Origin of the sequence: Pseudomonas sp. S3E12 (assembly GCF_001702295.1) — a bacterium.
GTDB classification, from domain to species: domain Bacteria; phylum Pseudomonadota; class Gammaproteobacteria; order Pseudomonadales; family Pseudomonadaceae; genus Aquipseudomonas; species Aquipseudomonas marginalis.
On the sequence record NZ_MBDT01000016.1, the window covers coordinates 59583 to 79173 of the forward strand.

Here is a 19591-nt window from a genome sequence, read left to right on the forward strand (position 1 = left end):
TTATGAGCGGTAAACCGCAATATGACGAAAGTGCAGTCCTGAAGGCGGCGACGGCTGTTTTCTGGCGGCATGGGTACGCAAACGCATCGGTCAGCGATCTGACTGAAGCAACGGGGTTGTCTCGATCAAGCCTGTACCAGCGGTTCCATGATAAGGATGGGCTCTTCAACGAGTCGCTTCAGCTATATACCGACCGTGTATTAACGCGAATGAGATCGACCCGGGCACAGACCTCCAGGGCGAGCATAGAAGCGCTGCTACGAGAGTTTCTTCCGAAGGAATTTAGCGTGGAGCGTCCGCCTGGTTGCCTGATATCTCGCAGTAACGCTGAGCAAGAAGACCTCACTGCCACAGGAAAGAAAACCGCGAATTTTGCGGCTTGCCAGCAGCGACAGATTTTTGTGGATATTTTGACTCATGGCCGGTTGGAGGGTGAGATAGGGCAGCATGTCGATTTGGATCTACTGGCTTGGTATTACTTCGGAATACTGCAGGCTGTGGTAAATCTGCCTTCAGTCGGGGCGACTAACCAGGTACTTGGCGGCTTCATTGATGTCGCGATGTCGGCATGGCCTGAGAGCCAAGATAGTTCGGGTACTGAAACGATATGAGTGAGCAACCCCGATGGTAGGGGTATCTTTTCCGCAGTAGCGCCTGGGCATCTGATAAGGCTGCCCCGTGCTCAACAGCGGTGAGTAGCGGTACGTGATCATACCGCTACGTCATCTAAGCCATAGGTGCCGATTTATAAAGCGTAACCGAATGTCCTGGCATGGTTGGTTGGTGTTTGACGGTTACTCTGCCCATCGCCGCATGGCCGGCAGCAGGCATGTCACACCGCCCGGCGAAAGCCGACGATCGCTTTGGTTTCGAGAAAATCGCCGAACGCAACTTCTCCCCATTCACGACCGTTACCCGACTGCTTGTATCCCCCGAACGGGGCCGCCAAATCCATGTCGGCATAATTGAGCGTGACTTGTCCGGCCCGAAGTTTACGCGCCACTGCCTCGGCGGCTGCATGTTCGCCTTGAACATAAGCGGCAAGGCCGAAGACCGTGTCATTGGCGATCGCTACGGCGTCGGCTTCATCGGCATAACCGATGATGACAAGCACCGGGCCGAAGATCTCCTCGCGGGCGATAGTCATGTCATTCGTCACGTTGGAGAAGACGGTCGGCTGCACATAGAAACCGGTGTCGAGCCCTTCGGGTCGGCCGAGACCACCTGTTATCAGCGTTGCACCTTCTTCGATGCCGACCTGGATCAGGTTCTGGATCTTGCGCCACTGTGCCTCGGAGGCGACCGGGCCCATTTTCGCGTTACTTGCCGGGTGTCCGACAACCCACTGCGCTGCCGCCGTGCGCGCGAGATCGGCGACCTCATCCATTCGTGTAAATGGAACAAGCATCCGTGACGGCGCATTACATGATTGACCGCTGTTGAGCATCATTTGAGCCACGCCCGCCGCCACAGCTGACGGAAAATCGGCACTCGGCAAAAGAATGTTCGGCGACTTTCCACCCAGTTCCTGGTGTACGCGTTTCACCGTCAGTGCAGCATTGCGCGCTACCTGGATGCCGGCGGGGGTGGATCCAGTAAACGAGACGAGATCGACTTCAGGATGGCCCGTCAGTGCGTCGCCAACACCTTTGCCGTCTCCATGTACCAGATTAAAAACACCGGCTGGTACACCGGCATCATGCATGATTTCGGTAAAGATCGTCGCCGAGAAGGGCGACACTTCAGAAGGCTTCACCACCATCGTGCAGCCTGTCGCCAACGCTGCGGCCACCTTGCAGGTCAACTGGTTGAGCGGCCAATTCCATGGCGTGATCAACGCACAAACGCCAATCGGCTCGCGTACGATCTCAGTGGTGCCCATCTCGTGTTCGAAACTGTATTTGGCTAACGCGGCGCGAGCGATTTGAATGTGGGCCAGGCCGGCCGTGACTTGCAATTGCTCGGCAAGCCATAGCGGTGCGCCCATTTCGTCGGACACTGCTGTCGCAAGATCCTGTGCGCGCAACTGGTAGGCCGCGATGATTCGATCAAAGAGTGCAAGACGCTCCTCAACCGATATTTGCGAGAACGTCTGGAAGGCGGCTCTTGCCGCTGCGACCGCTTTATCGACATCGAGGGGACCGCCGAGCGCAACCTGGCCGGCAACCGTTTCGTCAGCCGGATTAATGACATCCATTACGATATTGCCAGCGGGTTCCACCCACGAACCATCGATGTAAAACTGAAGATTTTCGCGCATTTTAGTCCTCGTCATAGTGGGCTTTCCAAAACAGGTCAGGCCGTTGGGATCAGCGCTGCCGCGTCGATATCGAAGGCGCTTGGCCAATCGTCGAGAGTCGCAGAGAGGCGTTGATCAAAGGTCGCAATAAGGCATCGAAATGAGGCCATCTTGGGCGACCCTTACAAGGTATACGCGATAAACCTGGAGTCAATTAGGCACTTAAAGTAGCGTTGGTAGGTTCAGGGATACCGCGGGCAAACCTGCGAATGCATTCACTCCGCCGGGCTTACCTGCGCGGCCTCGTCAAACTTCAACCGGGCCGTTTCAACCTCAGGCAATTTGTCGAGCGTCCATTTATGCAATTCGCGAAATGGCTGCTGCAGTGTTCGACCCAGTTGGGTGATCTCATACTGGACTGCCACGGGCGAAAACGAGATGACCTGGCGCGAGACAAGACCATTTCGTTCCAGTCGCCGCAGGCACTGTGTCAGGGCTTTCTGAGTGACGCCCTCGAGGCGACGCTTGATGGCGTTAAAGCGATGCGGCCCGTCATCAAGTACCGCCAGAACCATCATCGACCACTTGTCTGCGATTTGGTCGAACAGCGCCCGGCTTGGGCACTCCGACGAAAAACATTGCGGCTTTAATTCCAGCATCGAAGTTTCCTCATGTATACCTAGGCGATTCTAGGTGCCTAATTGACATTTAGTTTACAAAATATACTTATATGGTTTCCAAAAGCAAATGGAGTCCATCCAATGTCAAACCCAGATACCAGCGTTTTATTTCGTCCTCTTTCCATCCGCTCGCTTGAACTGAAAAACCGGATTGTCATGTCGCCGATGACCAGGCAATTTTCCCCAGAGGGCATCCCTGGTGAAGGTAGCGCTGCCTACTACCGGCGGCGGGCTGAGGGTCGAGTCGGATTGATTTTGTCAGAAGGCACCGTCATTAATCGTCCTGCTTCCCGTAACGGTCCCGGTATTCCTTTTTTTCACGGTGAAGCAGCGCTGGCCGGATGGAAGAACGTGATCGATTCTGTTCACGCTGCCGGGGGCCGTATGGGGCCGCAACTCTGGCACACCGGCGCAGTGCGTGACGTCAGCGGCTGGGAGCCTGATGCGCCGGTTGAAAGCCCGTCTGGCCTCGATTCGCCAAACGTCCCTCGCGGTGTGGCGATGAGCGAAGAGGATATTGCAGACGCAGTTGCCGCGTTCGCCCAGGCGGCGGCGGATGCCAGGCGCCTGGGTTTCGACACCGTTGAGATCCATGGGGCGCATGGTTATTTGATCGATCAGTTCTTCTGGGCCGGCACCAATCAGCGCACCGATCGTTATGGCGGACCGACGATCAAAGAGCGCTCCCGTTTTGCCGCTGAGATCGTGTCTGCTGTGCGTCATGCGGTCGGGCCCGAATTCCCCATCATCATGCGCGTCAGTCAATGGAAGCAGCAGGACTTCGGGGTGCGCCTCGCCGAGACTCCTGCACTGATGGAAGACTGGCTGCTGCCGCTGGTTGAAGCGGGTGTGGATGTTCTGCATTGCTCGCAGCGACGCTTCTGGGACCCTGAGTTCCCCGAAATTGATGGTGAGAACGGGCTGAACTGCGCGGGCTGGGCGAAGAAAGTCACTGGCGCCACGACCATCAGCGTCGGTTCGGTCGGGCTGGATAATGATGTTACTCACGCATTCGCCGGCAAGGGATCGACCCCTGCGAGCCTGGATCGGCTTGTCGAGCGAATGGAGCGCGAAGAGTTTGATCTGATCGCAGTAGGGCGTGTTCTGCTGAGTGACAAGGATTGGGTCGCCAAAGTGGAAAAAGGCGATTACGCAGATCTGAAGGGCTTCAATCCGGCCTCTTTAGCCGAATTGGTTTAAGCCTTAGACCGGATTCCGGGCATCTACGTGCGAGTCGTAGAGGCCCGGAGTCCGGGTGATACGGCGTCGCCACGGATGATGCCGAGCGATCTGTCAAGCGGTGGCGACCGGTCATGGGAAGGGGGTGTTCAAGTATACCTGGTAGGGATTCAGTGCCTGATTGAAACCAGGTATACAGCCTATATCATTGGTTTCTTTAACCATCGCCTCCACTGGAAGTTTGGAAGCGAGAAACAGGATTGATCATGACACCTATAAGCCAATCAGTGACGCCCATGAAAAACAACGTCACGCGGTTTACCTGCAACGGGTGTGGAACTTGCTGTAAAGAACGTCTTATCCCTCTGACGCTTCAAGAGGCCGAGGAGTGGTTAAATCGTGGCGGTAACGTCGCAGTCATACTCGAAGCTTTCGACACGTCAGTCTTCCCGTTGCCAGGGCACTACAACCACAGCGTGCAACGCGCGGTAGATGTAGCCAGTGGAGAGGCACGGATTCAGGTAATAGCCATTTTTGCGGGTAACGCACTGACCCAGTGTCCAAGTCTTGGCGAGGATAACCGCTGCACGATCTATGAAGATCGACCGCTGGTGTGTCGAATCTATCCGATGGAAATCAATCCATTTCTGACCCTGCGCCCCGAAGAAAAGGTCTGCCCGCCGGAAGTCTGGGAGTCGGGAGAGGTGCTATGGTCTGACCGTGTAGTTGATCCTGTCCTGGAGGATCAGATTCAACGCTCCCGGCAGGCTGACCGCGACGATGCCAAGGCAAAAGTTTCAGTCTGCGCGGCGCTGGGGATGAGTGTTGCCGCTTGGAAAGGCAACGCGCTGGCTGTTTACTTAACCGACCGTGTGCAATTGCAGCAGGCCATCAGTCTCGTTCGCGCGGGAGGCGATGTACCGGCCAATGTGTCCTGGAAAGTCCGCGTCGATGACGCTGACCTTTACACTCGTCTGCAGGGGGCAGGTGTTGAACTGGATCTTCGCGCACAGACTGAATACATCTTTCACTCGCTTTAATCGGAGCGCTCAGTGCTTTGCCCGCTCCAGGGCGTGGGGATACCTGGGTCGTCGCTGACTCGCTTATTGCAGCGGCCCCACCACTTGCCGATAGCGTTCTTCCCCCTGCGGCGTCTGGCGGGTCAGGTTGATTTCCAGGCCGATGGGATCGGCCTTACGGTTGCCGGCCAGCTGACGCCAGCCCTGGCCCGCTTCCCAGATGCGCACTTGCAGGTCGCTGACACCGGATAAGACGGCCACTGCTTTTTTGGGCGCAGGTAACGGGTATCGATCACTGGCCGCTGATGTGGCGCGGTACAGCGTGTCACCCTCCAGCCACCAGCGCACCCGTTGCAGACCGTTTTCGGGAAGGGCTGCGTTACGAATCACGTTCAGTTGAAAATCATGCTGGTCGGAGCTGCGAACGCTGATTGCGGCGAGCCCGTCGGGCTGTTCGTCATCGTTCAAGGCTGGCGTTCTCAGTTCAACGCTGGCGCGCAGGGCCAGGTCGCGGTCCAACTGGTTGAGTGTGCGCAATAACGCTTCGGTTTGCTCGGTGCTGGCCTGCAGATGGCTGTCGGCACGGCTCACGCTGTCGAGGCCGCGCCAGGCAATCAGGCTGACAATGGCCATCAGCATGATTGCTACCATGACTTCAATGAGGGTAAAACCGTGCTGGTCTGTTTTCATGGTTGGTTCGCCACGCGTATTTGTCCTGTCGCGGTGCGTTGAATGTCGAGGCGGTGCTGGCCATCCGAAAGCTGCAGTTGCAAGGGCGAGGCAAACCATTCGGCATTCAGTACCACCGGTTGCCTGGGGGTTACACGAACGCTCATCGAGGGTGTTTCCCAGGCACGGGGACGCAGTTGCGGATCGCTCATGAAGTGATCCCAACCCTGGCCAGGCGCGTTGCGCCGACTGAAGCGAAACCCTTTATTGTCGGCCTGCCACGTGATGGGGCGGCCATCGGCCCGGGCTTCGGCCTGGGCGATCTGCAGCATCTGGACCACGCGGTTGGCGTCCTTGCGCAGCAATTGCAACGGGTCGGGTTTGATGCTCAGGCTGATCGCCGCCGAGGCGATGCCGATGATCACCAGCACCACCATTAATTCGATCAGGGTGAAGCCTTGCTGATTGGCCTTGGTCATGACACAACGCTCCTTCGTCGTGGGTCTCTCCTGTAGACTGCCCGGCAGGACAACAAGGAGGTTTTGTCTTGGTCGCTATTCTTCGTTTGACCGCGCCGCGAGTGGTGCAGGCAGTGGCATTGGCCACGGCGCTCGCGGGTGTGCTGGTCTGGTCTTCCGTGTTGCTGACATCGGCCGAGTCCCAGGTGCCGCCGGTCGAGCCGCCGGTTTTGGCCGCGCGCCCGGATACACCGGCGTTGCAGTGGTTTTCCAACCAGCCGGCAGTGGTGGACATCAAGGTCTCTGGCCTGATGGCCGGCGCGCGCGGGGCGGTGGCGATCCTGAGCCTGAACGAGGGGCCGCCGCGCAGTTTTCGGGTGGGCGAGTCATTGGCCCAAGGGGTGCGCCTGGCGGCGATCGAGGGCGATGCAGTAGTGATTGAGCGGGGCACGCAGCACACCCGCATTAAGGTCAGCACGCTGCCGGACTCGGTGGTGCTACCGCGCTTGACCCGACCCTGAACGCTCATTGGGGCGTTGTCTTCGGCGGGTTGAGCAGCGTTTCCACCCGCGCCAACGGTGGCGCCTCGCGCTTGCGCTCCGACACCAGCAGGGTGACGCGCATCAGGCGTCCATCGGCGCTCGGTGCGATGCTCTGCTCGCAACGCAACTGCAAACGCCCCTGATCACAGTCAAACGCTTTGTGCCCTCTGGGCAGGCGTCCTTCCAGGCGCAGTTCGGCGAGCCTGCCCTGGGCCGACAGCAGCGCCATCGAGCGGTCGCGCAGCAACCCATTGCTCTGGGTCATCAAGCCTGCAACGCGGACCGCCGCCGCCATCGCCACGGCAATGATCGCCAAGGCCACGAGCACCTCGATCAATGTAAAACCCTGCTCCTTGCGCGACAGCTCCATGGGTCACTCTTGGCGTAAAAAATACGCCGTAGAGTAGCACTCAGACAGCCGCGGGCAGTGGCCAATTATTTTTGCTATCCAGATAGTTAGTTTTGTTACACTGCGCGCCGAATTAGGATCGAGCCAAGGATGGTGGATATGGATTTCGCGCGTATCAAATATGGGCCTCGCGCCCGCCACGCTCAGCAAGGGTTCACGCTGATCGAGATCATGGTGGTGGTGGTCATCCTCGGCATTCTGGCGGCGATTGTCGTGCCTAAAGTGCTGGACCGTCCGGACCAGGCCAGGGCGATTGCGGCCAAGCAGGACGTCGCCGGCCTGATGCAGGCGCTCAAGCTTTATCGCCTCGACCACGGCACCTATCCCAACATGAACCAGGGCCTCAAGGTACTGGTCGAGCGCCCGGCAGATGCAAAAAATACCAACTGGCGTTCTTATCTGGAGCGCCTGCCCAACGACCCCTGGGGCCGTCCTTACCATTACTTGAATCCCGGCGCGAACGGCGAAGTCGACATCTTCTCCCTCGGTGCCGACGGACAGCCTGATGGCGACGGTGTGAATGCCGATATCGGATCCTGGCAGCTCTAAGCGCGGCCATGAAATCACACTCGCCCACAGGGGCGAAACAGCGCGGCATGGCGATTATCAGCGCGATGCTGATCGCGGCAGTGGTCGCCGTGCTCGCCGCCGGCATGCTCACCCGCCAGAGCGTTTTTACCCGTTCGCTTGAGGCCGAGCAGGCGCGAGTGCAGGGCAGTGCATCACTGCTGGGCGGCCTGGAAGTCAGCCGACGATTGCTCCGGGACGCCCGCGAGCAGGATGTGCTGACGCGGCTTGACCAGCCATGGGCCCGGCCGATCAACACCGCTCAGGACGGCGAATTCGAAGGCCGCCTTGAGGACCTGCAAGGCAAGTTCAACCTGCGCAATTTAATCGCCCAAGAGTCTGTTGATCTCGGGCAGATGCGCAGCTTTGAGCGGTTGTGCGAGATGATCGGTGTCGAGGCCCGCCTGGCGCAGCGCATCAGCCAACGCGTGATTGCGGCCTACCCACATAGGCCGGTTGCCTCAACAGTGGGGCAGCCGCCCCCGCCATTACCCGCCACCCAGCCGATGCTGCGCAGTCTTGATCAATTACGCGGTATCGAAGGCCTCAATGAGCGGGTCCTGGCGCGGCTCGAGCGTTACGTCAGCATTCTTCCGGTCAACACCTGGGTCAACGGCAATACGGCCAGCGCCGAGGTGCTGGCCGCGGTGGTGCCGGGTTTGTCCTGGGCGCAGGCCAAGGCGTTGGTCGCCGAGCGCGATCGCGGCCAGTGGTTTATCAATCGCGGCGACTTCGTTAACCGTGCGCGATTGCCCAACTTGAACGTGGATCACCTCAACGTCGGGATCACCAGTGAGTGGTTCCTGCTCCAGGGGCAGGCCCGTCGCAACCAGCGCCGTGTTCACCTGGCTGCGCTGCTACATCGTCCGGAAGACGCAATGCCCAGGGTGATCTGGTCGAGGCTGGGCGTATGACGCGCCTGCGCCTTGCCTTGCCGCCGCTGGAGTCCTTGACGTCGGACACCGAGCTTGAGTTCGCGCAACTGGACCGCAAGGGGCACGTCAGCCATACCGGCATCAGCACCCTTGGCCAGCTGGGACAACAGGCCAAGTCTCAGGCCGTCGAGTGTTTCCTTCACCCCATGGACACGGTACTTACGCGCATTGAACTTCCGCCTCTGTCAGCGTCCCGTATCGATGCGGCCGTTACCTGCGCTGCGCAGGCCTTGATCCTGGGGCCCTGCGAGCAGATGCATGTGGCGCACAGCGCTCGAGATGCCGATGGACAGGTGCACCTGAGCTGGCTGCCCAAGGCTTTACTGGATCGCCTCGGTCAGTTGCTTGGCCTGCACGGATTGAAGCTGAGCGGCCTGTATCCAGCGCCTTACCGCTTAGCCGTGCCAGCGGCCGGGCAGGTCAATGGGTGTGTGGTTGAGGGCCAGTTGCTGCTGCGTTTCAGCCTCTCCCATGGGGCGATGGAACCGTTGGTTGAGGACCGTCTGGAAGCGCTCGCCGCCACCGGCGAAAGTGTGCTGTGGCCCGTGGGCCATCAGCGCTGGAACGGCGCTGCCCCTGGCTGGGGATTGCACGCCGGGGTCGGCCGGCGCACTTCACCGGCGGCCGGTTGGGGGCGGGCGTTGGGCTGTTGTGCGTTGGCCGTGGGTGTCTGGGTGGCCGGGCTCAACCTTTACGCCGCCCGCGAGGTTGCGCAAGGGCAGCAGCTCAAGCAGCAGATGAGCCAGCGCGTGAAGCACGCATTTCCCGAGCTGCCGGTGATTCTCAACCCTCTGCAACAGGCCCGCCAGCAGTTGGCGATCCGGCAAGGGGGCGGGCCCGCGCAGCTCAATCACGACTTTGCTTACCTGGTGCAGCAAGCCGCCATGGCGCTGCCGTTCATGGCTGGCAGCGTCCAGCAGCTGACCTTCAGCGAGCGCCAGTTGCAGCTGCAGATGACCGCCGAAGCCACTCCCGCTGCCGACGGCGCTGTACAGGCTGCGCTGAGCCAGGCGGGACTTTCCGCCCACCGCAACGAGCGCATCTGGACGCTGAGTGCGATGGCCGAACCCGCGTCGGGAGAGGGTGATTCCAGCGTGGAAAACGACGATGAATAATCCGAGGTTGATGGCATTCAGAGGACGCTGGAAAGCGCTGGCCCCGCGGGAAAAAACCATGCTCAGCGGTGCGGCGGTGTTTCTTGCCAGCCTGTTGGTCTGGCTGTCGCTGATCCAGCCAGCGCTCAAGAGCATTGACTATTGGCAAGTCGAAACCCCGAAGCTGCGCGCCCAGAGCCAGGCACTGGCGCTGTTGCTTCGCGAGGTCACCACGCCTGTCGGGCTGGACCTTGAACACTCCTTGCGGCAATCCCTCGACGCTGCCGGACTGGCGGGGCACTACCGGTTACAGGCCCAGGATGCGTCCTGGCAACTGACACTGGACGCGGCCCCCGCCGATGCGGTGCTCGGCTGGTTATTGAGTGACCCGAGGCAATTTTCGCTGGACGTGGTGGAGGCCCGTTTGCAACGCGCCAGCGAAGCCTCGGCCGACAACACGGCAGGCACTCTCACAGGAACCGTCCGTATGGATCGGATGCACGGCGCTAAGGAAGCATCATGAAGTGGTCAGGTTCCCATTATGTACGCACGGCTGCGCCGTTTCTGTTGCTCGCACTGAGTGCGTGCAGCGCGCAGCCCACTGCGGATTTACCCCAGGACAGTGAGCTCGGGCTGCCCCTGGCCACCACCCAGCGCAGCGGCGATGCCCTGGTAGACCGGCAGCGTGCGCAAGTGCAGATCGAACGGCAGTCGCGGCCCTTGCACAAGGTTACCAACCCCGCACGTGGCGGCGGTGCCGGTCACAGCGGCGTGGCGCCGAACAAACCCTTGGGCGATCAACCGGTCACGCTGAATTTCGTCGAGGCCGACATTCAAGCCGTGGTGCGGGCGTTGTCCCGTGCGACGGGGCAACAGTTCCTGGTCGACCCGCGTGTCAAGGGCTCCCTCACGCTGGTTTCCGAAGGGCAGGTGCCGGCGCATCAGGCCTACGATATGCTGCTGGCGGCATTGCGCATGCAGGGCTTCAGCGTGGTGGATGTGGGCGGTATCGCGCACGTGGTGCCTGAGGCCGATGCCAAGCTGCTCGGCGGGCCGATCTACAGTGCCGACAAGCCGGGCGGCAGCGGCATGCTCACCCGCACCTTCCGCCTGCAATACGAAAATGCGGTGAACCTGATCCCGGTGCTGCGCCCGATCGTTTCGCCGAACAACCCGATCAACGCCTACCCGGGCAACAACACCATCGTTGTCACCGACTACGCCGAGAACCTGGCGCGGGTGGCGCAGCTTATCGACGGTATCGATACCCCGAGCGCCATCGATACCGACGTGGTGCAGGTTCAAAACGGGATCGCCGTGGATATCGCCGAAATGGTCTCGCAACTGCTGGAGCAGCCGGGCAGCGATCCGACGCAGAAAATCACGGTGGTGGGCGACCCGCGCTCCAACGCGATCGTGATTCGTGCCGGCAGCCCGGAGCGGACCGAGTTGGCGCGTAACTTGATCTACAAGCTGGATAACGCCCAAGCCAACCCAAGCAATTTGCACGTGGTGTACCTGCGCAACGCCCAGGCCGCGAAACTGGCGCAGTCGTTACGCGGTTTGCTGACCGGTGAAAGCGACAGCGGTGGCGGTGACAATGCGCGGTCGGCCCTCAGCACAATGGGTGCCAATATCTCCGGCAGCCAGACCGGGCAGGGCAGTGGCCAAGGCAGTACCGCCAGCGCCAATGAGTCGGCGCAGACGACCAGCAGCTCGAGCAGCCAGCCCGGCGGGCAAACGAATGAGCAAAACGTTGCCTTCACCGCCGGTGGCGTGACCCTCCAGGCCGACTCGACCACCAACACCTTGCTGATTTCTGCCCCGGAGCCGCTGTACCGCAACCTGCGTGAAGTCATCGACATGCTCGACCAGCGCCGCGCCCAAGTGGTGATTGAAAGCCTTATCGTTGAAGTCGGCGAGGACGATGCCAATGAGTTCGGCGTGCAGTGGCAGAGCGGCGACCTGGCCGGCAAAGGCGTGATCGGCGGGACTAACCTGGGTGGTGCGGGGTTCAACCTGAATGGCAAGACCAGCGTTGACGTGCTGCCCGGCGGACTCAGCCTCGGCTTCATCAACGGTACCGTGGATGTGCCCGGCATTGGCAAGGTCATGGACCTCAAGGTGTTGGCCCGCGCGCTTAAAAGCAAAGGCGGCAGCAACGTCCTGTCGACGCCGAACCTGCTGACCCTGGATAACGAGGCGGCCAGTATTTTTGTGGGCCAGACTATTCCGTTTGTCAGTGGCAGCTACGTGACCGGTGGCGGCGGTACCAGCAATAATCCGTTCCAGACGGTCACCCGTGAAGAGGTCGGCTTGAAGCTGAATGTACGCCCACAAATCTCTGAGGGTGGCACGGTCAAACTCGATATCTACCAGGAAGTCAGCAGCATCGATGAGCGCGCGTCCAGCAGCGCCGCGTCGGCCGGCATCGTTACCAACAAGCGCGCGATCGACACCAGTATTTTGCTCGACGACGGGCAGATCATGGTCCTCGGCGGCCTGCTCCAGGACGGTTACAGCCAGAGCAATGAAGCCGTGCCGTGGCTGTCGAGCATTCCGGGGCTGGGTGTGCTGTTTCGCAATGAGCGCCGGGCGGTCACCAAGACCAACCTGATGGTGTTCCTGCGCCCGTATATCATCCGCGACAGTGGTGCCGGGCGCGCGATCACCCTGAACCGCTATGACTACATGCGCCGTGCCCAGGGCCATTCCCAGCCGGAACACAGCTGGGCGATGCCGGATGTGCAGGCGCCGCAATTGCCGTCGGTGGAGAAGGCGATTCCGGGCGGGCAGCAGCAGGGGCCGAGGGCGTTGATTCGCGCCGTACCGGTAGGCGCACGGCCATGAATCCAAATGAAGATCCAAATGTGGGAGGGGGCTTGCCCCCGATTGCGGTGGGTCAGTTTGTACATCTGTGGCTGACACATCCTCATCGGGGGCAAGCCCCCTCCCACATTTGGACCGCGCTCGGTCAGGAAGATGTCTTGTGAGCCTTCTCCCTTATGCCTGGGCCAAATCCCAACGCATCCTCCTGCGTCCCGGCGCCGACGGCATGCTGCTCACCGTCTGCCCCTCAACCCCCGGCTGGTCCATCAGCGAAGTACGGCGCCAGTTCGGCCAGGCCCACCTCGAGCAGGTACGCGACGACGAACTCGACGGCCTCCTCGCCAGTGCCTACGCCGATACGGGCAGCGCCGCCGCCGTGGTGGGCGCGGCAGAGAACGAGGTCGACCTCGACCGCCTGATGCAGGACATGCCCGAGATCACCGACCTGCTCGACACCCAGGACGGCGCGCCGGTGATCCGCATGATCAACGCCTTGCTCACCCAGGCGGCGCGGGACGAGGCCAGTGATATCCATATCGAGCCCTATGAAACCCACTCCGTGGTGCGCTACCGCGTCGACGGCACGTTGCGGGATGTGGTGTCGCCGCGCAAGGCGCTGCATGGCGCACTGGTGTCGCGGATCAAGATCATGGCCCAGCTCGACATCGCCGAAAAACGCCTGCCCCAGGACGGTCGTATCGCCTTGCGCGTGGCGGGTCGGCCGATTGATATTCGTGTGTCGACCGTGCCCACCGGGCATGGCGAGCGCGTGGTGATGCGCTTGCTCGACAAGCAGGCCGGGCGTTTGCAACTGGAGACCCTGGGCATGGAGCCGCAGCTGCTGGCGCGCCTCGACACGTTGATCCGCCAGCCCCATGGCATTGTGCTGGTCACCGGGCCTACCGGCAGCGGCAAGACCACCAGCCTGTACGCGGCGCTGGCGCGGCTGGATGCGAGTACCAGCAATATCCTCACCGTGGAAGACCCGGTGGAATACGACCTGCCGGGCATCAGCCAGATCCAGGTCAACGCCAAGATCGACATGACCTTCGGCCTGGCCCTGCGAGCGATCCTGCGCCAGGACCCGGACGTCATCATGATCGGTGAAATCCGCGACCTGGAGACCGCGCAAATCGCGGTGCAGGCCTCGCTCACGGGGCATTTGGTACTCGCTACGTTGCACACCAACGACGCGGTCTCCGCCGTCAACCGCCTGCTGGACATGGGCGTCGAGCCGTTTTTGCTGGCGTCTTCAATGCTTGGGGTTCTGGCGCAACGCCTCGTGCGTCGTCTCTGCCCGCAATGCAAGGAAGAAGACCCGGCCAGCCCGGGCACCTGGCGTCCACTGGGGTGTTTGGCGTGTAACCACACCGGCTATAGCGGTCGCACCGGCATTCATGAACTGTTCTGCATTGACGACGCGATTCGCGCGCTGATTCACCAGGGCGCCGGTGAGCAGGCGCTCAGGGCCGCAGCCCGCAGCGCCGGTATGTGCAGCATGCGTGAGGATGGCGAACGCTGGGTCAACAGCGGCGTGACGGCACCCCAAGAAGTGCTCCGCGTGACACGGGACGCCTGATGAATCGCTACCGTTTTGAAGCCGCCGACGCCATGGGCAAGATCGAGAGTGGACACCTGGAAGCCGACAGTCAGCGCGAGGCGTTCGGGATTCTGCGCCGGCGTGGCTTGACAGCCTTGTCGGTGCACCTTGAGCAAAATACGGCCTCGGGGGCTGGCGCGGGCCTGTTCAGCGCCAAGCTGTCGGACAACGACCTGGCCTGGGCCACGCGGCAACTGGCCAGCCTGCTCAGCGCCAGCCTGCCGCTGGAGGCCGCGTTGAGTGCCACGGTGGAGCAGGCCGAGCGTAAACACATCGTCCAGGCCCTGAGTGCGGTGCGTGCCGATGTACGCAGCGGCATGCGCCTGGCGGATGCCTTGGCTGCACGGCCACGGGACTTTCCGGAGATCTACCGCGCGCTGATTGCGGCGGGGGAGGAGTCCGGCGACCTCGCCCAGGTGATGGAGCGGTTGGCCGACTACATCGAAGAACGCAATAACCTGCGCAGTAAAATCCTCACCGCGTTTATCTATCCTGGGGTGGTAGGGCTGGTCTCGATCGCCATCGTGATCTTCCTGCTCAGCTACGTGGTGCCCCAGGTGGTCAGTGCGTTTTCCCAGGCGCGCCAGGACTTGCCCGGGCTGACATTGGCGATGCTCAATGCCAGTGATTTCATTCGCGGTTGGGGTTGGCTGTGCCTCAGTGCTTTGATCGCGGGTTTCTGGGGCTGGCGTGTGTACCTGCGCAACCCGCTGGCGCGTCTGGGTTGGCATCGTCGCGTGTTGCGCCTGCCGCTGATCGGGCGTTTTGTACTCGGGCTCAATACCGCACGGTTTGCCTCGACCCTGGCGATTCTCGGCGGTGCCGGCGTGCCGCTGCTACGAGCCCTGGAAGCGGCGCGGCAAACCCTGTCCAACGAGCGCCTGAGCCAGTGCGTCAACGATGCCACGGCCAAGGTGCGCGAAGGCGTCAGCCTGGCCACGGCGCTGGCGGCGGAGAAAGTATTTCCGCCCCTGCTGATCCACCTGATCGCCAGCGGCGAAAAGACTGGCTCGCTGCCGCCGATGCTCGATCGCGCCGCGCAGACACTGTCCCGCGATATCGAGCGCCGGGCGATGGGCATGACCGCACTGCTGGAGCCACTGATGATCGTGGTGATGGGCGCGGTGGTGCTGGTGATCGTGATGGCGGTGCTGTTGCCGATCATCGAGATCAACCAACTGGTGCAGTAGCAAAAAAGCCCTCGTCACCGAGGGCTTTTCATTTCACAGGTGACAGTGTTGCTTAGAGCTTACCGGCGCCGGCCTTGGCCTTGACGTCGGCGGCGACCTTATCGGCAGCCAGCGGAGTGTAGCTGTACGGCGGGGTCCAGCCGATGCTCGAACTCCACGAGCAGCTCAATGCGCTGCCGTTGAGGGTCGAGCCGGTGTCGCGGTAGACGCTGCCACCGTAGTCGCCGGCGATCTTGTCGCAACCGCTGATACCGGCGATTTCGAAGGCGTTACGCTCGGAGAAGATCTTCGAGTTCTTGCCCACACCGTGAGCGTACGAGAACGGGTACACCTTATGGCTGGTGCTGCCCACATGGTAGTTGTTGTACAGATGCACCTGGCCGAAACGCACGCGCGGCGCACGGGCAGAGATATTCTCAAACAGGCTGTTGTGGATGGTGACCTTGAGCTTGCCGTCGTCGGTGGTGCGGCTGTCGCTGGAACCGATCAGGTTGTTCTTCTCGTGCGACTTGAATGCCGAGTACGAGATGGTCACGTAGTTGGCGCCGTTTTTAACATCCAGCGCGCCGTCGTGATGCTGCTTCGGACGGCCGTTGGCGCTGCCGTTCTGGTCATCGGTACGGCGGCCATCGGTAAAGGTCACGTGATCGACCCACACGTTATTGGCGCCCTCGATGGTCAGGCCATCGTATTCCGAGTTCCAGTTGCCGGCGCTGCCGTCCGTGGGGTCCCACTTCGGCTCGGGATCCCAAGGGTTTTCGATGGTGATGTTGCGGATGATGACGTCGTTTTCCTTGGCATAGAAGAAACCCTCACGGATCTCGGCATTGCTGGTGGTACCGACGATGGTGGTTTTGCCAGGAATATCCAGGCGACCGCGTACCTTCATATCAGCAGTCGTCGTATAAGCCTTGCCTTCGCTGATATCGATGATGCCGGTGATCTTGATGATGCGACCATTGGTGCCCACCGACGCGCTCAGTGCGGTTTTCAGCTCCGCCGCGTTTTTTGCCGTGTAGATATTATTCGCCGCAGCTCGCGAGCCACCCTTGGTGCCGCCGTTCTGAGTGGCCCAACCGGTGGTGGCCGAATCCAGCCAGATGTCCGCGGCATGCGCAGGAACGCTGGAAAACAGCAGGGCACCGATAACGGCACTGGCCAGTTTTGAGGCAGTGAAGGTTGAGGGGGTTGTCATGAGTAATCAGATCCTTGATTAACTTGAGTGTTTAAACGCGCACAGGCATGCGCGTTTCTCGAGCGGACGTCCTTGCCACTGGTGCAGCGAATCGAACGTCCGCTGCATGAGAAATCCTATCATATGGAATTGCGTTGTCGTACAACTGATTTCTAGGTTAATGAGTAAAAAGTTTTATTGACTAAAATAAAATATCGGATAATTATTCCTGTGCATCTGCTCCCATGCAGAGTCATTTTCAGGGTTATCCCGATGAGTGTTAAAACCCCGTCTGTACTGGCGACTCTTTACGTCGAGGCCAATGAGTCGTGCTTTGCAACCCCCGTGGCACCTGCGCTGATGCAGGGCTTCCCGGCCGAGCCGAAACACCGGGTAACGTGGCACAACTGGATGCGCGCGCCCTTCAGCCAGTGGGGGTTCCGTCATCTGGCGCGGCTGCGTCCCACGATTGACGTGGCGGCGGGTTCAAGGCCTGCCGGTCAGCTCAAGGAAGCGCCCACAGCGCTGGACCAACTGTGTTTCGACAGCGAATGCGGGCTCAGCATCAGCGTGATCGAACACCTTGTGGCCAGCCAGACCGACGCTTTTTTAGTGATGCAGGGCGACACGGTGTTGTTCGAGCGCTACTTCAACGGCCAGCGCGCGGATGACCGGCACATCATGTTCTCGGTGACCAAGTCGCTGATCGGCACCCTTGGCGAACAACTGGTTTCCAACGGCATGCTCAAGCCCGAGCTGTCTGCCGCGTACTACGTGCCTGAACTGGTGGGCAGTGCGTTTGGCGATGCCACCGTGCGCCAGTTGTTCGATATGGCGGTGGGCATCGACTACAACGAGGTGTATGACGATCCCGCCTCCGAGAGTTCGCAGTACGGTTATGCCTGCGGTTTCCAGCCGGCACCGGCGCAATACGCCCAGTTTGAATCGCTGTACCAGTACCTGCCGTCACTGAAAAAGCGTGGCGCACACGGCGGCTTTTTCCATTACGTGACCGCCACCACCGAAGTCCTGGCATGGGTCATGGAACGGGCCTCGGGCCAGGCGTGCAGTCAGATGCTGGAACAGATCTGGGGGCGCTTGGGGTGCGAACGCGACGGTTATTTCATGGCCGATCCCTGGGGCCGTAACGTTGCCGGGGCGGGCTTCAGTGCCACCTTGAGAGACATGGCGCGCTTCGGTCGCCTGCTGGCCAACGACGGTCGCCAGGACGGGGTCGAGCTGCTGTCGCCCGAGACCGTAGCCCGTATCGCCGCCGGTTCTGATCCGGCGATCTACGCGCAAAATGCCGAGTTCTCCAGCTGGACGCCGGGTGCGTCCTATCGCAGCCAGTGGTACGTGTTCAACGACCACAGCCAAGCCCTGATGGCCGGAGGGATCCACGGCCAATACCTGTTCATCGACAAACCGTCCGGCGTGGTGATCGTCAAGCAATCGTCACTCACCGATGCGGTCAGCCCGTTCGATACCGACAGCGTGCGCATGCTGCGCGCAATCGCCGCCCACCTGAGTCGCTGATCCACGCCAAACAATAAGAGTCTTGCGTTCTATTCACCTGGCTTGCCCAGGTGTTGGCGGCGCCCTGCGTCGCCATTGACTGCCCTGTAACAACAATAATTCCACAGGAGCTTCTTATGGTTTTCACCAAGCGTTTCTCTCGAGCGCTGTTAGCGCTCGGCTTACCCTTGACCACCCACGTCGCGCTGGCGGGCTACACCTTTGAGGACGGCGATCTCAAGGGTGAAGTCAATCTCACCGTGGGCGGGGCGACGCTGTTTACCCGTGGCGTCAACTTCGGCAGCGGCCAGGTCGATGCACGCAACGGTAAAAACGGCGGCGCCCGCATCAACTGGCAAGAGGTCTACGTAAAGCCGGGGGTCAAGCTCGAGTATGCGTTGCAACCGGATTTCAGCCTGCTGGCCGGCGGTTCCCTGGTGGCGGCGAGCACCTTCGGCGATGGCGATGCGGGAGGCTTCACCCGCAGCTCCGACGGCAAGGTCGCAGCCGAAGAACTCTACGGCGGTTTTCGCGCCGGCGAGTGGAAGTTCACCGCCGGCCGCCAGAACTACATGATCGGTACGGGGTTCATCGTCATGGACGGTAACCTCGACCAGTACAAGGATGGCGCCTACTGGCTCGGCCCGCGAACCGCGTTCAAGGATTCGGCGATCCTCGCCTGGGATCATGGCGCGCTGAAGTCCCAGGCCTTCACCTTGCGCACCGATGATGACTTGGGCGACTTCCGCATGACCGGCGTCAACCTCGATTACAACCTCGATGACCAGGTGACGCTCGGTGCCATGGCCATGAAGGTCAATGCCCTCGGCCCCAGGGGCAGCACGCTGCCACGCCGTCGGGACGGGATGCAGGTGTACAACGTCAGGGCGCTCAACGCCAAGGTGCCCGGCGTACAGGCGCTGACGCTGAATGCCGAGTACGCGCTGGAGCGCGGCAGCGGCGAGGGTGTCGACTACGATGCCAACGCCTGGTATGCCCAGGCCGACTATGCCTTCGCTACCTTGCCGCTGACGCCGGTCCTCGGCTACCGCTACGCGAGCTTTTCCGGCGACGACAACCTCACCGACAACCGCCAGAAAGCCTGGGATTCACTGAGCAAAGGCTTTGTCGACTGGAGCACATGGCTGGTCGGGGATGTGGTCGGCAACTACCTGCTGTTCAACAGCAACGAAAACGTCCAGCAGTTTTCCCTCAAGACCCACCTCAACGACACCCTGACCCTCGGCGCGATTCACTACCAGTTCTGGCTGGACGAGAAAAACTACATGGGCGCGCCGGTCAGCGATCGGCGCTTTGCTGACGAAAGTGTGGTTTTCCTCGACTGGACACCCACGCCGTCGTTCTATACGTCGCTGTCCTACAACTGGGTCAAGCCGCTGGCCGCCGCCAAACAGGTGTTCGGTAACGACCAGATGTTCAGTGCGCTGGAACTGTATTTCACCTACCGCTATTAAGTGCTGCGAGCCATCGC

General features: G+C 60.9%; 19 protein-coding genes and 1 pseudogene. 14 read left to right on the forward strand and 6 right to left on the reverse strand.

Annotated features, from left to right (window positions below):
* Positions 1–2 precede the first annotated feature (2 nt).
* The gene (locus BB029_RS13860; protein ID WP_065939608.1) at positions 3–611 is read left to right on the forward strand and encodes a TetR/AcrR family transcriptional regulator; all 609 of its coding nucleotides are present in this window, start codon (positions 3–5) and stop codon (positions 609–611) included.
* Positions 612–832: 221 nt separating this feature from the next.
* Here BB029_RS13860 and BB029_RS13865 read toward each other — a convergent pair whose 3' ends face one another.
* Positions 833–2260, reverse strand: a complete 1428-nt coding sequence (locus BB029_RS13865; protein ID WP_065939752.1) for an aldehyde dehydrogenase family protein — start codon at positions 2258–2260, stop codon at positions 833–835.
* Between the two features lie 254 nt (positions 2261–2514).
* Positions 2515–2898, reverse strand: coding sequence for a helix-turn-helix domain-containing protein (locus BB029_RS13870; protein WP_065939609.1), 384 nt, complete (start codon positions 2896–2898; stop codon positions 2515–2517).
* A 102-nt stretch (positions 2899–3000) separates the two neighbouring features.
* On the opposite strand from BB029_RS13870, the gene BB029_RS13875 reads away from it, so the two are divergent.
* Positions 3001–4119, forward strand: coding sequence for an NADH:flavin oxidoreductase (locus BB029_RS13875; protein WP_065939610.1), 1119 nt, complete (start codon positions 3001–3003; stop codon positions 4117–4119).
* 275 nt (positions 4120–4394) lie between these two features.
* A complete protein-coding gene (locus tag BB029_RS13880; RefSeq protein WP_065939753.1) occupies positions 4395–5138 on the forward strand; it encodes a YkgJ family cysteine cluster protein in 744 nt (247 codons plus the stop codon).
* A 63-nt stretch (positions 5139–5201) separates the two neighbouring features.
* Here BB029_RS13880 and gspJ read toward each other — a convergent pair whose 3' ends face one another.
* Both gspJ and gspH read right to left on the reverse strand, forming a co-directional pair.
* Positions 5202–5807: a type II secretion system minor pseudopilin GspJ gene (gene gspJ / locus BB029_RS13885; RefSeq protein WP_065939611.1), complete on the reverse strand. Its 606-nt coding sequence runs from the start codon at positions 5805–5807 to the stop codon at positions 5202–5204.
* Positions 5804–6265, reverse strand: coding sequence for a type II secretion system minor pseudopilin GspH (gene gspH / locus BB029_RS13890; protein WP_065939612.1), 462 nt, complete (start codon positions 6263–6265; stop codon positions 5804–5806). Before gspH ends, gspJ begins: the two co-directional genes overlap by 4 nt.
* Before the next feature lie 68 nt (positions 6266–6333).
* Here gspH and BB029_RS13895 point away from each other — a divergent pair, with 68 nt between their 5' ends.
* On the forward strand, positions 6334–6765 hold the full coding sequence (locus BB029_RS13895) for a type II secretion system protein N (RefSeq protein ID WP_065939613.1): 432 nt from the start codon (positions 6334–6336) through the stop codon (positions 6763–6765).
* A gap of 4 nt (positions 6766–6769) precedes the next feature.
* On the opposite strand, the gene gspI is transcribed toward BB029_RS13895, so the two are convergent.
* Entirely contained in the window at positions 6770–7156 is a 387-nt protein-coding gene (gene gspI, locus BB029_RS13900) for a type II secretion system minor pseudopilin GspI (protein ID WP_065939614.1), read from the reverse strand.
* Between the two features lie 138 nt (positions 7157–7294).
* Between gspI and gspG the strand changes: the two genes are divergently transcribed.
* The 7 genes from gspG (at position 7295) to gspF (ending at position 15410) form a co-directional block, all read left to right on the forward strand.
* Entirely contained in the window at positions 7295–7744 is a 450-nt protein-coding gene (gene gspG, locus BB029_RS13905) for a type II secretion system major pseudopilin GspG (RefSeq protein WP_027603442.1), read from the forward strand.
* A gap of 8 nt (positions 7745–7752) precedes the next feature.
* Entirely contained in the window at positions 7753–8676 is a 924-nt protein-coding gene (gene gspK / locus BB029_RS13910; protein ID WP_065939615.1) for a type II secretion system minor pseudopilin GspK, read from the forward strand.
* Positions 8673–9812 (forward strand): type II secretion system protein GspL, encoded by a 1140-nt coding sequence (gene gspL, locus BB029_RS13915; protein ID WP_065939616.1) that lies wholly within the window; start codon positions 8673–8675, stop codon positions 9810–9812. The genes gspK and gspL overlap by 4 nt, the downstream gene beginning before the upstream one ends.
* Positions 9805–10314, forward strand: a complete 510-nt coding sequence (gspM, locus tag BB029_RS13920; RefSeq protein ID WP_065939617.1) for a type II secretion system protein GspM — start codon at positions 9805–9807, stop codon at positions 10312–10314. Before gspL ends, gspM begins: the two co-directional genes overlap by 8 nt.
* Positions 10311–12641 carry a type II secretion system secretin GspD gene (gene gspD / locus BB029_RS13925; protein WP_065939618.1) on the forward strand — a complete coding sequence of 777 codons (2331 nt, stop codon included), beginning with the start codon at positions 10311–10313 and terminating at the stop codon, positions 12639–12641. The genes gspM and gspD overlap by 4 nt, the downstream gene beginning before the upstream one ends.
* A gap of 139 nt (positions 12642–12780) precedes the next feature.
* Complete coding sequence (gene gspE / locus BB029_RS13930) at positions 12781–14199, forward strand: type II secretion system ATPase GspE (RefSeq protein ID WP_065939619.1); 1419 nt, start codon at positions 12781–12783, stop codon at positions 14197–14199.
* Positions 14199–15410: a type II secretion system inner membrane protein GspF gene (gspF, locus tag BB029_RS13935; RefSeq protein ID WP_065939620.1), complete on the forward strand. Its 1212-nt coding sequence runs from the start codon at positions 14199–14201 to the stop codon at positions 15408–15410. Before gspE ends, gspF begins: the two co-directional genes overlap by 1 nt.
* Positions 15411–15462: 52 nt before the next feature.
* Here the strand turns inward: gspF and BB029_RS13940 are convergent, their stop codons facing one another.
* Positions 15463–16605, reverse strand: coding sequence for a polysaccharide lyase family 1 protein (locus BB029_RS13940; RefSeq protein ID WP_065926271.1), 1143 nt, complete (start codon positions 16603–16605; stop codon positions 15463–15465).
* Positions 16606–16995: 390 nt separating this feature from the next.
* On the opposite strand from BB029_RS13940, the pseudogene BB029_RS13945 reads away from it, so the two are divergent.
* From BB029_RS13945 to BB029_RS13950, 3 genes and pseudogenes are all read left to right on the forward strand, one after another.
* Positions 16996–18042: pseudogene (locus tag BB029_RS13945) on the forward strand (serine hydrolase domain-containing protein); the annotation flags it as partial.
* Complete coding sequence (locus tag BB029_RS34245) at positions 18036–18137, forward strand: hypothetical protein (RefSeq protein ID WP_371914621.1); 102 nt, start codon at positions 18036–18038, stop codon at positions 18135–18137. The pseudogene BB029_RS13945 and the gene BB029_RS34245, both read left to right, overlap by 7 nt.
* A gap of 99 nt (positions 18138–18236) precedes the next feature.
* The gene (locus tag BB029_RS13950) at positions 18237–19574 is read left to right on the forward strand and encodes an alginate export family protein (protein WP_065939622.1); all 1338 of its coding nucleotides are present in this window, start codon (positions 18237–18239) and stop codon (positions 19572–19574) included.
* Positions 19575–19591: the final 17 nt, after the last annotated feature.

What these genes read in the sequence shown, in the direction of transcription:
- BB029_RS13860 (WP_065939608.1), top strand. Translation starts at nt 3, where the DNA reads ATGAGCGGTAAACCGCAATATGACGAAAGTGCAGTCCTGAAGGCGGCG.
- BB029_RS13865 (WP_065939752.1), bottom strand. Translation starts at nt 2,260, where the DNA reads ATGCGCGAAAATCTTCAGTTTTACATCGATGGTTCGTGGGTGGAACCC.
- BB029_RS13870 (WP_065939609.1), bottom strand. Translation starts at nt 2,898, where the DNA reads ATGCTGGAATTAAAGCCGCAATGTTTTTCGTCGGAGTGCCCAAGCCGG.
- BB029_RS13875 (WP_065939610.1), top strand. Translation starts at nt 3,001, where the DNA reads ATGTCAAACCCAGATACCAGCGTTTTATTTCGTCCTCTTTCCATCCGC.
- BB029_RS13880 (WP_065939753.1), top strand. Translation starts at nt 4,395, where the DNA reads ATGAAAAACAACGTCACGCGGTTTACCTGCAACGGGTGTGGAACTTGC.
- gspJ (WP_065939611.1), bottom strand. Translation starts at nt 5,807, where the DNA reads ATGAAAACAGACCAGCACGGTTTTACCCTCATTGAAGTCATGGTAGCA.
- gspH (WP_065939612.1), bottom strand. Translation starts at nt 6,265, where the DNA reads ATGACCAAGGCCAATCAGCAAGGCTTCACCCTGATCGAATTAATGGTG.
- gspI (WP_065939614.1), bottom strand. Translation starts at nt 7,156, where the DNA reads ATGGAGCTGTCGCGCAAGGAGCAGGGTTTTACATTGATCGAGGTGCTC.
- gspG (WP_027603442.1), top strand. Translation starts at nt 7,295, where the DNA reads ATGGATTTCGCGCGTATCAAATATGGGCCTCGCGCCCGCCACGCTCAG.
- gspK (WP_065939615.1), top strand. Translation starts at nt 7,753, where the DNA reads ATGAAATCACACTCGCCCACAGGGGCGAAACAGCGCGGCATGGCGATT.
- gspL (WP_065939616.1), top strand. Translation starts at nt 8,673, where the DNA reads ATGACGCGCCTGCGCCTTGCCTTGCCGCCGCTGGAGTCCTTGACGTCG.
- gspM (WP_065939617.1), top strand. Translation starts at nt 9,805, where the DNA reads ATGAATAATCCGAGGTTGATGGCATTCAGAGGACGCTGGAAAGCGCTG.
- gspD (WP_065939618.1), top strand. Translation starts at nt 10,311, where the DNA reads ATGAAGTGGTCAGGTTCCCATTATGTACGCACGGCTGCGCCGTTTCTG.
- gspF (WP_065939620.1), top strand. Translation starts at nt 14,199, where the DNA reads ATGAATCGCTACCGTTTTGAAGCCGCCGACGCCATGGGCAAGATCGAG.
- BB029_RS13940 (WP_065926271.1), bottom strand. Translation starts at nt 16,605, where the DNA reads ATGACAACCCCCTCAACCTTCACTGCCTCAAAACTGGCCAGTGCCGTT.
- BB029_RS13950 (WP_065939622.1), top strand. Translation starts at nt 18,237, where the DNA reads ATGGTTTTCACCAAGCGTTTCTCTCGAGCGCTGTTAGCGCTCGGCTTA.